This window comes from Kitasatospora sp. MMS16-BH015 (assembly GCF_002943525.1).
In the GTDB taxonomy this organism is placed as follows: domain Bacteria; phylum Actinomycetota; class Actinomycetes; order Streptomycetales; family Streptomycetaceae; genus Kitasatospora.
Window position 1 is genome coordinate 163,001 of record NZ_CP025394.1, and the last position, 13,527, is coordinate 176,527.

General features: G+C 74.5%; 14 protein-coding genes. 5 read left to right on the forward strand and 9 right to left on the reverse strand.

The features are described 5' to 3' along the window. Positions 1 to 119 precede the first annotated feature (119 nt). Positions 120 to 2,279: an alpha-N-acetylglucosaminidase gene (locus CFP65_RS00765; protein ID WP_104814267.1), complete on the forward strand. Its 2,160-nt coding sequence runs from the start codon at positions 120 to 122 to the stop codon at positions 2,277 to 2,279. Positions 2,280 to 2,282: 3 nt separating this feature from the next. On the opposite strand, the gene CFP65_RS00770 is transcribed toward CFP65_RS00765, so the two are convergent. The 3 genes from CFP65_RS00770 to CFP65_RS00780 all read right to left on the reverse strand — a co-directional run bounded on the left by CFP65_RS00770 (position 2,283) and on the right by CFP65_RS00780 (position 4,945). Continuing rightward, positions 2,283 to 2,948 carry an NAD(P)-dependent oxidoreductase gene (locus CFP65_RS00770; protein WP_104814268.1) on the reverse strand — a complete coding sequence of 222 codons (666 nt, stop codon included), beginning with the start codon at positions 2,946 to 2,948 and terminating at the stop codon, positions 2,283 to 2,285. A 5-nt stretch (positions 2,949 to 2,953) separates the two neighbouring features. Continuing rightward, positions 2,954 to 3,406: a carboxymuconolactone decarboxylase family protein gene (locus CFP65_RS00775; RefSeq protein ID WP_104814269.1), complete on the reverse strand. Its 453-nt coding sequence runs from the start codon at positions 3,404 to 3,406 to the stop codon at positions 2,954 to 2,956. A 120-nt stretch (positions 3,407 to 3,526) separates the two neighbouring features. After that, positions 3,527 to 4,945 carry a helix-turn-helix transcriptional regulator gene (locus CFP65_RS00780; protein ID WP_158701953.1) on the reverse strand — a complete coding sequence of 473 codons (1,419 nt, stop codon included), beginning with the start codon at positions 4,943 to 4,945 and terminating at the stop codon, positions 3,527 to 3,529. A gap of 177 nt (positions 4,946 to 5,122) precedes the next feature. Here CFP65_RS00780 and CFP65_RS00785 point away from each other — a divergent pair, with 177 nt between their 5' ends. Together CFP65_RS00785 and CFP65_RS00790 are read left to right on the forward strand one after the other, a co-directional pair. After that, complete coding sequence (locus tag CFP65_RS00785) at positions 5,123 to 5,941, forward strand: neprosin family prolyl endopeptidase (protein ID WP_104814271.1); 819 nt, start codon at positions 5,123 to 5,125, stop codon at positions 5,939 to 5,941. Between the two features lie 362 nt (positions 5,942 to 6,303). Continuing rightward, positions 6,304 to 7,812: a nucleobase:cation symporter-2 family protein gene (locus CFP65_RS00790; protein ID WP_104814272.1), complete on the forward strand. Its 1,509-nt coding sequence runs from the start codon at positions 6,304 to 6,306 to the stop codon at positions 7,810 to 7,812. Between the two features lie 12 nt (positions 7,813 to 7,824). On the opposite strand, the gene CFP65_RS00795 is transcribed toward CFP65_RS00790, so the two are convergent. The 3 genes from CFP65_RS00795 to CFP65_RS00805 form a co-directional block, all read right to left on the reverse strand. Beyond that, entirely contained in the window at positions 7,825 to 8,442 is a 618-nt protein-coding gene (locus CFP65_RS00795; protein ID WP_174805487.1) for a hypothetical protein, read from the reverse strand. Positions 8,443 to 8,515: 73 nt separating this feature from the next. Further along, positions 8,516 to 8,908, reverse strand: a complete 393-nt coding sequence (locus CFP65_RS00800; RefSeq protein WP_104814273.1) for a PASTA domain-containing protein — start codon at positions 8,906 to 8,908, stop codon at positions 8,516 to 8,518. Between the two features lie 147 nt (positions 8,909 to 9,055). Continuing rightward, positions 9,056 to 9,634, reverse strand: a complete 579-nt coding sequence (locus CFP65_RS00805) for a GNAT family N-acetyltransferase (RefSeq protein ID WP_371682341.1) — start codon at positions 9,632 to 9,634, stop codon at positions 9,056 to 9,058. Between the two features lie 166 nt (positions 9,635 to 9,800). Here CFP65_RS00805 and CFP65_RS00810 point away from each other — a divergent pair, with 166 nt between their 5' ends. Both CFP65_RS00810 and CFP65_RS00815 read left to right on the forward strand, forming a co-directional pair. Further along, complete coding sequence (locus CFP65_RS00810; protein WP_104814274.1) at positions 9,801 to 10,580, forward strand: DUF4389 domain-containing protein; 780 nt, start codon at positions 9,801 to 9,803, stop codon at positions 10,578 to 10,580. A 40-nt stretch (positions 10,581 to 10,620) separates the two neighbouring features. After that, entirely contained in the window at positions 10,621 to 11,088 is a 468-nt protein-coding gene (locus CFP65_RS00815; RefSeq protein WP_104814275.1) for an N-acetyltransferase, read from the forward strand. Between the two features lie 182 nt (positions 11,089 to 11,270). On the opposite strand, the gene CFP65_RS00820 is transcribed toward CFP65_RS00815, so the two are convergent. The 3 genes from CFP65_RS00820 to CFP65_RS00830 are packed head-to-tail and all read right to left on the reverse strand — an operon-like array spanning position 11,271 to position 13,471. Beyond that, a complete protein-coding gene (locus tag CFP65_RS00820) occupies positions 11,271 to 12,425 on the reverse strand; it encodes an MAB_1171c family putative transporter (protein ID WP_104814276.1) in 1,155 nt (384 codons plus the stop codon). Next, entirely contained in the window at positions 12,422 to 12,973 is a 552-nt protein-coding gene (locus CFP65_RS00825) for an ImmA/IrrE family metallo-endopeptidase (protein WP_254552147.1), read from the reverse strand. The genes CFP65_RS00820 and CFP65_RS00825 overlap by 4 nt, the downstream gene beginning before the upstream one ends. 51 nt (positions 12,974 to 13,024) lie before the next feature. Then, complete coding sequence (locus CFP65_RS00830) at positions 13,025 to 13,471, reverse strand: helix-turn-helix domain-containing protein (protein WP_104814277.1); 447 nt, start codon at positions 13,469 to 13,471, stop codon at positions 13,025 to 13,027. Positions 13,472 to 13,527 lie beyond the last annotated feature (56 nt).

Below are 13,527 nucleotides of genomic sequence, written 5' to 3' on the forward strand. Positions count from 1 at the left end.
AAGGCTCAGCTGATGGGGTGAAAGCCGCCCCGCTCCCGCGCGTCCCGCCCCACCCCCGTACCCCGGCCGCGCGACCGTGGCAGCTGACCCGCCCTGCCCTCCGTCGACGGGACTCCCCGGTGCGCCGCCTGCTCGTCCTCACCGCGCTGCTCGCCCAACTGGCCCTCGCCACTCCCGCCCTGGCCGCCCCGGGCGGCCTCGACCCGACGCCCGCCCGGGAGGCCGTCCGGCGGCTGCTGCCCGGCCACGCCGACCAGGTGATCCTGCGCACGGCCGCCCCCGGGCCGGACGGCGACTGGTTCGAGCTCTCGGGCGAGGACGGCCGGATCCGGCTGAGCGGCACCAGCCCGGCCGTGCTGCTCACCGGCCTCGGCTGGTACCTGCACCACGTGGCCCACGCCGACCTCGGTCTGCCCGGCGAGAGCACCGAGGCCCTGCCCGCCGTGCTGCCCGCGCCGCCGGCCCCGGCGCACCGCTCGGCCTCCGTCGCCCACCGCTTCGCACTCAACGACACCGACGCCGGGTACTCGGGCGCGTACCGGGACTGGGCCGCGCTCGAACACGAGGTGGACCTGCTCGCCCTGCACGGCGTCAACGAGGTCTACGTCCAGCTCGGTGCCGAACTCCCCTACTACCGCGCCCTCCAGGAGTTCGGCTACCAGCCGGCCGAGCTGCGCACCTGGCTGCCCGCCCCCGCCCACCAGCCCTGGTGGCTGCTGCAGAACATGTCCGGCTTCGGCGGCCCGGTCTCCGATCAACTCATCACCGCACGGGCTGAGTTGGGAGCCCGACTGGTGCAGCGGATCCGCGAGCTCGGGATGACTCCGGTGCTGCCCGGCTACTACGGCACCGTGCCGCCCGGCTTCGCCGACCGCAACCCGGGCGCCCGGGTGCTCCCGCAGGGCACCTGGTGCGGCTTCGACCGCCCGGACTGGCTCGACCCCTCGGGCCCGGTCTTCGCCGACCTGGCCGCCGCCTATTACCGCTACCAGCAGGAGGAGTTCGGCCCGGGCACCCGCTACAAGATGGACCTGCTGCACGAGGGCGGCCGGGCCACCGGGGTGGAGGTGGGCGCCGCCGCCCGGGGCGTGCTCGCCGCCCTGCGGGCCGCCCATCCGGAGGCCGTCTGGGTGCTGCTCGGCTGGGAGCAGAACCCGGACCCGGCGGTGCTGGACGCCGTGGACCACCGGGCGCTCTTCGTGCTCGACGGCCTGGCCGACCGCTACGACGGTCTCGACCGCGAGCGCGACTGGCACGGTGTCCCGTACGCCTTCGGCACCATCCACGACTTCGGCGGCCACACCGCCCTCGGCGCCAACACCGCCGTCTGGGCCGACCGCTTCCGCCCCGGCGGCGCGCTCGACGGCCTCGCCTACCTGCCCGAGGCCACCGGCACCGACCCGGCCGCCTTCGCCCTCTTCACCGAACTCGCCTGGGCGCCAGCGCCCGTGGACCTCCCCGGCTGGTACGCGGAGTACGCCGCCGCCCGCTACGGCGGCAGCGACCCGCACGCGGCCGCCGCCTGGGACTGGCTGCGCCGAGGCCCGTACCAGCTGCCCTCCGGCCGCTGGAGCGAGCCGCAGGACGGCCTCTTCACCGCCCGCCCGAGCCTGACCGCCACCAACTCGGCCACCTGGAGCCCGCCTTCGCTCCGCTACGACCCGGCGACCGTCCGCTCGGCCCTCGCCGAGCTGCTCCGCGTCGACCCCGCCCGCCGCACCACCGAGGCCTACCGGCACGACCTGGTCGACCTGGCCCGCCAGGCGCTCGCCGACCACTCCCGCGCCCTGCTGCCCGCCGTCCGCACCGCGTACCAGGACGCCGACCTGCCCGCCTTCCACCGGCTCACCACCGACTGGCTGGCCGCCCTCGACCTGCTCGACCGACTCACCGGCACCCGGGCCGAGTTCATGCTCGGCCCCTGGCTGGCCTCGGCCCGCGCCTGGGGCGCCGACCCGGCCGAGCAGGACCAGCTGGAGTACGACGCCCGCTCGCTGCTCACCACCTGGGGCGGCCGGGCGGCGGCCGAGGAGGGCGGCGTGCACGACTACGCGGCCCGCGAGTGGTCCGGCCTGCTCTCCGGCCTCTACGCGCCGCGCTGGCAGCGGTACTTCGCCACCCTGGAGACCGCGCTGACCACCGGCCGCCCGCCCGAGCCGGTGGACTGGTTCGCCGTCGACGACGCCTGGGCCCACGCCCACGCCCCCTACCCGACCACCCCCACCGGCGACGCGTACCAACTCGCCACCGAGGTCTCGGAGTTGCTGCCACCCGACTGACCCTCAGTCGGCCAGGCCCACCGTCCGCCCGACCGTCTCCGGCTGCGCCAGCGCGGCGAGCATCGCGTGCGCCACGTCGGCCCGCGAGATCACCCGGCCGTGCCGCAGGTTCCGGTCCAGCGCACTGCGGTAACCTCCCGTCAGCGCACGGTCGTTGAGCTGCACCGGCCGCACGGCCGTCCAGTCCAGACCGCTCTCCCGCAGCACCTCCTCCATCCGGGCCACGTCCGCGTAGTGCTCCCGGAGCACCCGCTTGAGCACCGGGTAGACCAGGTGGCTCATGAACGCGCCGTCGCCCGGATCACGCCCGGGCCGTGGCCGGCCGGGGGTGGGCACGGTGCCCACCGGGGCCGCGCTCACCGCCACGATCCGCCGCACCCCGGCCGCCCGCATCGCCTGGACGATCGCCGTGGTGCCGCGCCAGGCCACCCCGGCCTCGGCCTTGGAGACCGGGCCGAGGCCCGAGAGCACCGCGTCCGCCCCGGCCACGGCCGCCCGGAGCTCGGCCGGGCCGGCCGTGGCGAGGTCGGCGGCCACCACCGCGGCCGTGGTCGGCCCCAGCTTCGCCGGGTCGCGCACCACGGCCGTCACCTCGTGACCCGCCGCCAGCGCCTGGTCGAGCAGTTGCCGCCCCACCCCGCCGCTGGCGGCGAACACCGTGAGCTTCACTGTCCTCACCAACTCGCGCCGGAGATCTGCCGGGTGGTCGCGTTCAGCCGGTTGAACAGGTTGGTCAGCCCGATCATCAGGGTGAGCGCGGCCAGTTGGCGCTCGTCGTAGTGCTCGGCCGCCGCCGCCCAGACCTCGTCCGAGACCCCGCCGCCGTCGGCCAGCCGGGTCGCCGACTCGGCCAGCGCCAGCGCGGCCCGCTCGGCCGGCGAGAAGTGCGGCGCCTCCCGCCAGGCGGCCACGGTGGCCAGCTGCTGCTCGCTCACCCCCGCCTTGCGGGCACTGGTCACCCCGCCGTCCACGCAGTAGCTGCACCCGTTGATCTGGCTCGCCCGCAGGTGGACGATCTCCATCGTGGTCTCCGGCACCCCGCCGGTCTGCACCGCCTTCACCACGCCCAGCAGCGCCGGCATCGCCTCGGGGATCACCACGGCGGGGTTCGGCATCCGTGCTTCCATCGTCCTTGCTCCTTGCTCCGGTCGATCCGCTCCGCGCGGTCCGTCACTGGTATGACGGAACCGCTCGAACGGATGTGACAGCCGGCTGGAGGAACTTTCGACGACCGTCTGCGGCAGCGCTCAGAGCGGCGGGCCGGCCGGGGCCGGGCCGAGGGTGGTGGTGCCGGGGGCGGACCGGTGGGCCAGCCCGGCCCGGTACACGTCCAGGGCTGCCTCCACCTGTCCGGTCCGGCGCAGCAGATCGCCGAGCAGCCGGCAGAGGTCGGCGAGGTCGGCCGCGGCACCGGCGCCCTCCAACAGGGCCAGCGCCGCCCGGTAGTGGCCCTCGGCCGCGCCGGCCTCACCGCGCTCCTCGGCGATCAGGCCGAGCAGCCGGTGCGCGCCGCCCGCGTGCACCGCGCCGCGCTCGGGGCTGAGCGAGTCGACCAGCGCGGTGAGCAGCGCCTCGGCCTCGGCGGGGCGGCCGCTGCGGCGCAGCACGTCGGCCAGCTCCACGTCGATCTGCACGGTGTAGAGCGCGGCCCGCCGGTCGGCCAGGATGCTCCGCGCGGTCCGCAACTCCCTTTCGGCCTGGGCCAGATCGCCTTCCTGGGCCCGGAGGTAGCCGCGCGTCCAGTGGCAGTGGGCGAGTTCGGTGCGGATCTGGAGCTGCTGGTAGAGCTCCTGGGCCCGGGCCAGCGAGGCGTCGGCCTCGGCGGCCCGGCCCTCGGCCAGCAGGGTGCGGGCCACGCCCCGGTGCAGCCGGGCCACCAGTGCGGGGTCGGCCACCTGGGGCGCGAGGGCGAGGGCGAGTTCGGCCGCCCTGGCGGCCCGGTCCTGGGCGCCGAGGTCCATGTAGGGGGCGATCACGGCGGAGTAGAGCAGCACCAGGGCGTGCGGGTCGTGCAGCCCGCCCGCGTTGAGCCGGTCGATCGCGGTCTCGAGCAGGTAGCAGGAGTACCGCAGGTCGCCCGCGAGCAGCAGCGCCACCGCCCGGCCGCGCAGCGCGGGCACCCGCTGGGGCAGCGGCTGGTCGGCGAGCAGCTCCTCGGCCCGCTCGAACTCCGCGATGGCCCGGGCGAGTTCGCCGCTCTCCAGCGCGCAGTCGCCGAGCCCGAGCCGGGCGGCGGCCTCCTCGGCGGGCAGCGCCAGCCGGGCCGCCTCGGCCGCCAGCGCCGCGTACCGCGCGGCCGCCTCGGCGGGCTCCCCGTCGGCCAGCAGCTGGCGGGTGTCGGCCAGCCGCAACCGCAGCTCGGTGGCCAGGTGCGCGGGCTTGCCCGTCGCCAACTCCTCGTAGCTGACGCCGAGTCGGCCGGCCAGGTAGCGCAGCGCCTCCTCCGATGCGCCGACCTTCCCGGCCTCCAGGGTGGAGATGTACGCGGCGGTGTACCCGGGCTCGGCCAACGCCTTCTGAGTCAGCCCGCGTTCCGTCCGCAGCCGCAGCACCCGCGCCCCGACCACGGCCCGCTCCGCCGCAGCGCCCCCGGCCTTCCCGGCGCCGGCGCCCGTAGCCGCACCCCTCTCCGCACCGACCGCGACGCCTCTGCCGCTCTCACCCATCGCGTTCCTCCACCCAACTGCCTTGCCGGCCACTCAGCGTAGCCCGTCCCGACTCTTGCGCCCGCCGTTCCGACCCGGCTAGCTTAACTCCCGTCGTAAGCAGAGTTAAGTAAGCAATCAACTCGACGGCACCCCCTCTCCACCCCCGCGCCCCCACGTCCCGGACGGAGCTCCCCCATGCGCCTGAGCCGTACCCTCGCCACCGGCACCACCACCCTGCTCACCGCCCTCGGCCTGCTCGCGGCCGGCGCCCCGGCCCAGGCGGCGGCCCCGCTCGCGCCGCGTCCGCCGGCCACCGCCTCGGCCGGCAGCGGGCCGGTCTGCTGGTTCGGCGCCTGCTACGACTACGTCTCGGGCCGGCAGATCACCGACACGGCGGGGGCCAGCGTGCGGATGATGCAGGCCGCCCCCGAGGTGGCCAAGGGCGACACCTCCTCGCACTCGCTCCAGGAGCTCGCCCTCCAGTCGGCCGACCGGCAGTCCACCGTGGAGATCGGCTGGACAGTGGACCTGGGCCTCAACGGCGACACCCGCCCCCACCTGTTCGTCTACCACTGGGTGAACGGCCAGGAGAGCTGCTACAACGGCTGCGGCTTCGTCTCCACCAACAGGAACGTCAAGCCGGGCATGACGGTCGGCGCGGGCTCCTCGGCCCGGTACGCGATCCAGAACGTCAACGGCGACTGGTGGCTCTTCTACAACGACCAGGCGATCGGCTATTTCCCCGGCTCGCTCTGGGGCGGCTCGTACACCCGTGCCCAGGTGGTCACCGCCTTCGGCGAGATCGCCCACGCCACCGGCGCCACCTGCGAGGACATGGGCAACGGCTGGGCCGCCGTCTCCACCCGCTCCTCCTGGATCGACTCCTACTACCTGGCCGGCGCCGCCGACGCCCCCACGCTGACCGTCTCCGCCACCAGCCCCGAGCTCTACTCCGCGGCCGGCGCCACGCCCACCTCCTTCCACCTGGGCGGACCGGGCTCCGGCCCCTGCTGACCCCGCTCCGCGCCATCCCGCACCACCCCCACGGCCCCGCCGGCCACCCTCAACCGGCGGGGCCCGCGCGGTTCGTGAAGACCCGGGGCAAAATTCAACAGAGTGTTGACGCGGTGTTGCGCAGCCGCTTAGCTGAACGCCGGCAAGGCGACGGAGCCGCTCAGCGCCACCCACGCTGCGGTCCCGCCCGGCCCCCGGCAGTCGGCGTCCCACCACCCACGCGCGACCGACTCCGCCTGCCCGGCCGTCCGCCGCATCACATCCGCATCACATCCGCACCGCATCCGCACCACCGCCGTTGCACCGCGCCCCCTCCGCTCGTCCGTACCGGGAGGCAGGCCGAGCCAGGAGGGGGAACCCGCATGCCCGCACCCGCCGTACCCACCCCACCCGCCGTACCCACCCCACCCGCCGTACCCACCCCGCCCTCCGGGCCCACCGGACGTACCGAGCCCACCCCGAGAGCCACCGCCCAGGTCCACCCGGTCGACGAACGGCTGCCCGCCCGCCGCCTCGTCCCCGCCGCACTCCAGCACATCGCCGCGATGTACGCGGGCGTGGTCGCCCCGCCGCTGATCATCGGCCCGGCCTGCGGCCTGGACGCCCGGGACCAGACCTACCTGATCGCCGCCGCCCTGCTGATCGCCGGCCTGGCCACCCTGCTCCAGACTCTCGGCCTGGGCCGCTTCGTCGGCAACCGGCTGCCCTTCGTCAACGCCGCCTCCTCGGCCGGCATCGGCCCGATGCTGGCGATCGCCGAGCAGCAGCACGGCACGCACCGGCTGCCCGCCGTGCTCGGCGCGGTGATGGTCGCGGGCGCCTTCTGCCTGCTGGTCGGGCCGTTCTTCGGGCGGCTGATGAGGTTCTTCCCGCACCAGGTGATCGGCGTGGTCATCACCCTGATCGGCGTCACGCTGATGCCGGTGCCGGTGCAGTGGGCCCGCGGCGGCACGGCCGCCGCCGAGGGCTTCAACTCCCCCACCAACCTGGCCCTGGCGGCCTTCACCCTACTGGTGATCATCGCCTTCCAGCGCTTCTTCACCGGCTTCCTCAAGCAGGTCGCCCTGCTGATCGGCCTGGTGGCCGGCACCCTGGCCGCCGTCCCGCTCGGCAAGGTGGACACCCACGCCTTCGGCACCGCCGCGGCCGTCGCGCTGCCGGAGCCGTTCCGGTTCGGCGCACCGGAGTTCCAGCCCGCCGCGATCGTCTCGCTCTGCCTGGTGATGCTGGTGCTGATGACCGAGAGCTCGGCCGGCATGCTGGCCGTCGGCGAGATCTGCGACCGCCCCGCCGACCGCGCCACCATCACCCGGGGCCTGCGCACCGACGCCTTCGCCACCCTCCTCGGCCCGCTCTTCGGCTCCTTCGCCACCAGCGCCTTCGCGCAGAACGTCGGCGTGGTCTCGCTCACCCGGGTCCGCAGCCGCTTCGTGGTCGCCGCCGCCGGCGCCACCCTGGTCGTGCTCGGCCTCTTCCCCAAGCTCGGCGCGGCCGTCTCGCTCGTCCCGATGCCCGTGCTCGGCGGAGCCGGCCTCGTGCTCTTCGGCACCATCGCGGTCGGCGGCATCCGCTCGCTGGTCCGCACCGACCTCGACTCGGCCCCCAACATCGTGATCATCGCCGTCTCGCTCGCCGTCGGCCTGGTCCCGCTGGTCGCCCCGGACGTCCGGGACGCCCACGGCACCCTGATCACCCCCGGCATCTACCACGACTTCCCCGCCTGGGCGCAGACCATCCTGGGCAGCGGGATCAGCGCGGGCGCCCTGACCGCCGTCCTGCTCAACCTCCTCTTCCACCACCTCGGCGCCCGCCGCCCGACCCCGATCCCGACCCCGGCCTTGGCCCCGGAGCAGGCCGTCGCCGTCCCCTGACGCCCGGTCTGCTCAGCCCTGGCGCAGCGGCGGCATCGGCACCCCGAAGGCCGTCGCCCCGGCGCCCACCCCGCCCTCGCAGCTGTTCGGCGGATCCGTGGTCACGCCCCGGGTGGACGGCCGCTCGGCCGCCCAGAACATGTAGCCCAGCAGCCCGGGCGTACTGCCCGCCCCGGCCGGGGCGGCCGACCTGGTCCAGCCCGCGGTGGCGTTCTGCACCGAACCGGCGAAGTTCGTGCACTCCGGCCGGATCTGCGAGCCCTCGGCGATGTACAGCCCGCCGGTGAACTTGGCCGGCGCCAGCGGCGGGATCGGCGGGCTGTAGGTCGGCTTGCCGGTCAGGTGCTCCTGCCAGTTGGACTCCGCGGTGGCCGCCGAGGGCTGCTTGCTCGGCACCATCGCGTTCGCGTAGTCGAGCACCGGCGCAGCGGTGGTGAGCCAGTTGGCCGTGGCGTACTGGTCGATGCCGGTCAGCCACCGGTCCCCGGCCGCCACGTCGATGGTGAACCGCGCCGTCGGGTCGGCCCCGCTCGGGTCGTACGGGTGGGCGGCCCGGTAGGCCGACACGAAGGCCTGCAGCCCGCTCAGGTTCGGGTTGGCGGCGTTCTCGTAGTCGATCTCGATCCCCACCCCGAGGCTGCCCGCCAGCGCCGCCGCCTTCTGCCCGAGCAGCGCGGCGTTCTGCCCCAGCGCGGTGTCCCAGTCATTCGCCGCTCCGGCTCACCGCCTCGCCCTCCCGCTCGGCGCCGAGTGCCCCCGGCGACGGTTTGGGCAGTCGCGGCTCCCGATCGCCGGACTCCCCGCCTCCGGTGTCACCGGGCGGCGGCGAGTCCGGTGCCGCATCAACAGGAGCTCCGGGCCGGAACTCGACCACCAGGGAACCCCGGTAGCGCATGGCCGAGCCGGGCGCGGGGTGCTGGGCCGTCACGGTCCACTGCCCGGGCCAGGTCAGTGCGCGCAGCGAGGGGCCGTCCGGGTCCGGCGGGGCCAGGACGACCCCGGCCTTCCCCGCCACCTCCCGTGCGGCGTCGATCTCCAGCCCGACCACGTCGGGCACCCGGACCAGCCTCGCGTTCTCCGGCCCCAGCCATGTCATGTCGACGCCCCCGTCCGAGTGTCGGCTCGACAGCCCCCGTGGGTCGGAGCGCACCGGGCGGGTACCCGGACGCCGCTGAGCAAGAGCCGAACCTCTGGACGATACCCAGCACCGGCCGTTTCAGTGCGAACACCGCCCACCACGACCTCAGGTCGACGCCCTCGCGGCCCAGCCGGCGCGGGTCAGGCCGTACTCCACGTCGCCGTGCTCGGCACCCGGGATCGGGTCGGGCCAGGTCTCGAAGAAGGTGCGGACCAGGGTGAGGCCGGCCTTCTCCATCACCCGTCTGGAGGAGGTGTTGACCGTCATCGTGGTGGCCACCACCCGATCGGCCGCCAGGGTGGTGAAAGCGTGGGCGACCATCGCCCTGGCCCCCTCGGTGGCCAGGCCCCGGCCCCAGGCCACCGGCAGCAGGCGGTAGCCGAGCTCGGTGCCGCCGCTCAGGCCGAGGCTGTGGGCCGGGCGGAGCGAGAACCACCCCAGGAACTCGCCCCCGGCCCGGGCCTCGGCGGCGAAACAGCCCTGGCCCGGCGGGAGTTCGGCGTACTCGTGCAGGATCGCCGGCAGCTGTCGCCCCGCCACCACGGCCCGCGGCACCGGCCGCCCGTCGTCGATGTACCGCATCACCTCCGGGCACCCGTGCAGCTGCGCCAGGCCGTCCAGGTCCGCCTCGGTGAAGCGGCGCAGCAGCATCCGCTCGGTCGTCAGCAAGGTCTCGTTCGCCACGCCACCGATTCGATCAACGCGCACCTCACCCTGGCAACCGGGTTTCCGTCGGCCCCACTGACCCCCCGTCGGCCCCGGCCGACGCGCCGTCAGCGTCGACCGCTGGCACTGTGGGGAGGAACGGCCCGACACAGCGCAGGGCCGAGCGCGGAGTAAGGAGCGGTCCATGACGACGGCAGGCAGCTGGAGCGTGCCCTCGGCGGGCGTGTCGGGTGAGGTGCTGCCCGAGGTGGACATCCCCGGCCCCAAGCAGCAGCGGCGCTGGACGGTGCTGCTGCGCCTGCTGCTGCTCATCCCGCACTACATCGGCCTCTTCGTGCTGGGCATCGTCGCCTGGTTCGTCACCGTCTTCGGCTGGTTCGCCGCCCTGGTGCTGGGCCGGCTGCCCGAGCCCTGCGCGCAGTACCTCACCGGGTACGTCGGATACGCCACCCGGCTGACGGCCAGCGGGATGCTGCTGGTGGACGAGTACCCGCCGTTCGCGCTCCAGGCCCCGCCGGAGTACCCGGTGCAGGTGAGCCTGCACCCGGGGCAGCTGAACCGGCTGGCGGTCTTCTTCCGGCTGATCCTGCTGATCCCGGCGGCGGTCGTGAACAGCCTGCTGACGGCCGGCTGGGGCGTGCTGGCCTTCTTCTTCTGGCTGATCACCCTGGTGCTCGGCCGGGTGCCGCAGCCGGTCTTCGAGGCGAGCGCGGCCACCCTGCGGTACGGGATGCGCTACACCTCGTACGTGCTGATGGTGACCTCGGCCTACCCCAAGCGGCTGTTCGGCGACGACCTCGCGCTCGGTGCGCTGGAGTCGCGCTCGGCCACCCGCCCGCTGCGGGTGGGCACGGCGGGCAAGGTGCTGATCGTGGTCTTCCTGCTGCTCGGCCTGGCGGGCAACGTCACCAGCAGTGTCTTCCGGGACGGCTACGACGACGGCAACACCACCGTCCAGTACTGAACCCCTCGGCGGGCCGCCGCCCAGCTGGCATACTCCGCGCATGACCGATCATCACACCGAGGGACCACGACTGACCCGGGGTGACCGCGACCCCGAGCTCAAGCAGCGGCTGAGTGACGAGCTCACCGCCTTCAACTCCGCCGCCTCCGGGGCCGGGGAGTACGGCTCCTTCTCGCTCAAGGTGACCGACGGGGCGGGTGAGCTGGTCGGCGGCCTGACGGCCTGGACCTGGGGCGGGCTCTGCGGGATCGAGCTGCTCTGGGTGCGGGCCGAGAGCCGCCGGGACGGCTGGGGGTCGAAGCTGCTGGAGGCGGCCGAGGAGGAGGCCCGCGCGCGCGGCTGCGACCGCGTCGCGGTCTCCTCCTTCACCTTCCAGGCGCCGGGTTTCTACCAGCGCCACGGCTTCGTGGAGACCGGCCGGATGCAGGGCATTCCCGGTGGTCACGCCGACGTCCACCTTTTCAAGCGGCTCGACTGGGGCACCGGCTCGGCACCCGCTGCCAACTGAAGTGGAATCAAGTGCTGGAAATCTTCACACCAGCTGACGTATCCTTGCCAAATCGGAGGGACCGGCGAGAGCCCCGCTGGTGAACCCCGGCGGTGCTCTCACCCCGGCCGGTCCACCTCCCCCGCCCGCCCTGCCCGGCGCATCCCACCCGGGCCGGGCGGGATGCGCCAGGTTCACGCCCCCTACGCGTCGACCTCCGCGAGGGCACTCCGCATCCGCCGCCGCACCTCCGCCACCACCGGCGAGCTGCCGAAGGCCGCCGCGATCTGCTCCAACCGCTCGGCCTCCTGGGCGAGTTCGGCCGACATCTCGGGCGCCCGGTAGCCGCTGTCGGGGTAACTGCGGCCGACGGCCGACGCCGCCAGCGCCACCGCGATCACCGCGGCCTCCAGCTCCGCGGAACCCGCCGCCGGACCCGCCCAGGCCATGACCTCGGGGTGGACGTGCCCGCGCAGCGCCAACTGGCCGTCCCGGATCTCGATCACCCGCCGGTAGAGCGCCAGTTGGGCGCTGCCCCGCCAGCCGGGCGGAGTCAGCGCGATGTCCGGCCGGGCCTCGTGCAGGGCGGCCCAGAGCGGGCCGAGCCGCCGGTAGCTGCGCCAGGAGCGCAGCCACCGCATCGGGGCCGCGGCCTGTCGCCCCCAGATCGCCAGCGTGGCCCCGCCCAGCCCGAGGGTCAGGGTCAGCACCCCGAACGGTGCCGAGTACGCGTCCTCGGCGTACTCCTGACGGCCGGTGAAGAGCTGGGAGAGCAGCGGGATGACCGAGAGCGCCGTCCAGACCAGCCCGGCCGCCCCGCCCGCCGCGACCAGCCGCATGCCCACCCGCAGCACACCGGGCGGCACTTGGCGCACCGAGCGGTGCATCACCAGCGTGAAGAGGCTCACGCACCAGATGCTGTAGACCAGGAAGAAGAGGTCGTACGCGACCAGCGCGGCCCGGCTGCCCGGGTCGGGGGCGGCCAGTTCGCTGCCCGTGGGGTCGACCCCAGCCGCCAGGTAGCTGACCGCCTCGACCGTGATCACCGCCGCCAGCAGCGCGAGTTGGCGCCGCTCCCGGCGGGCCGGGCCGCCACCCCGCACGCTGTACGCCATCAGCGCCACGCAGCAGAGCCCGGCGTTGCGGAACTCCAGGCCGAGCAGCGGCAGCACCCGGCAGAGCGGCTCCCAGAACTCGGCCGCCTCGGTGACCGCCGGGGAGAGCAGCGCCGAGGAGAGCGCCATGCAGACCGCGAACCCGAAGACCAGGCCGGGTCGGGCCCCCTTGCTCACCCAGAGCCGGCAGCCTGCGGCGGCCACCGCGATCACCACGGCCAACAGGCCGGCGAAGTCGATCACTGCTCGAAGTCCGGCCGTGCCGACGGGAGTTCACCATCGAGAGCACCACCGGGCACGGCACCGGGAGGGCCGCCGAGCACGCCCTCCACCCCGAGCAGCCAGCCGAACCGGTCGGCCGTGTCGTCGAGCGGCGCGGGCAGCGGCGCCCCGCCCCGGGAGCTGCGAGCGGCGACCAAGGTGGCGAACAGCTCCGCCTCCTGCTCCTGCGGCTCGGTGTAGCCGTCCCGGCCGAGCACCCGCCGCACCAGCTCCCCCGACAGGTGCGGCAGCAGGGTCCGCTCGGTGGCCGGGGCCAGCGCCGCCGCACCCCGGTGGCCGCAGAGCAGGTGGCCCACCTCGTGCAGCACGATGTGCCGCTGGTGCAGCGGCGTGGTGTCGGCCGGGTACCCGATGTACTCGGCCCGGTCGGTGCTGACCAGCACCCCGCAGGAGCCGAACGCCCCGGACGGCAGCGGCAGGAACTCCACCGGCCGGCCCAGCCGCTCGGTGAGCACCGCGGTCAGCGCCGCCGGCTCGAACGGCTCCGGCAGCGCCAGCTCCTTGGCCAACCGTCGGCACCGCCGCCACTGGGCCCCCCGGCCCCACCCCAGAAGTGTCACCTAGGACCTCTGCTCCGTCCTCTGCCGTTCGGCGGCCTCCCGTTCGCGCCGGGCGATCGCCTCGATCATGTCGGTGATCGTGCCCAGGCCGTCCGGCGACAGGGTCACGGCGCGCAGCGCCACCTCCCGCACACCCGCATCGCGCAGCGCCCCGAGCAGCGTCAGCTCCTCGGCGATCCTGTCCGCCGGGCCGTCCTCGAAGAAGTACGCGGGCGGCACCTCGAAGTACTGGGCCAGTGCCTCCAGGTGGCGCTTGGTCGGGTTGTCCCGCCGACCGGTGCGCAGCTGCCAGAGATAGGTGGTGGAGAAGCTCTCCCCACTCGCCTCGCGGCAGGCGCGGGCCACCTCCTCGTTGCTGTAGGCGTCGCCGTTCGGCCTCCGGACGATCTGGAACAGCCGCTCGATCCGAGCGGCGAGCGAGCCTCCCTCGGGCCCCTGGTTGGTCACCACGCGTCTCCCCGTCTGTCTGGTCCGCTCATCGTAGTGGCCAGCCCCGAGAAGGT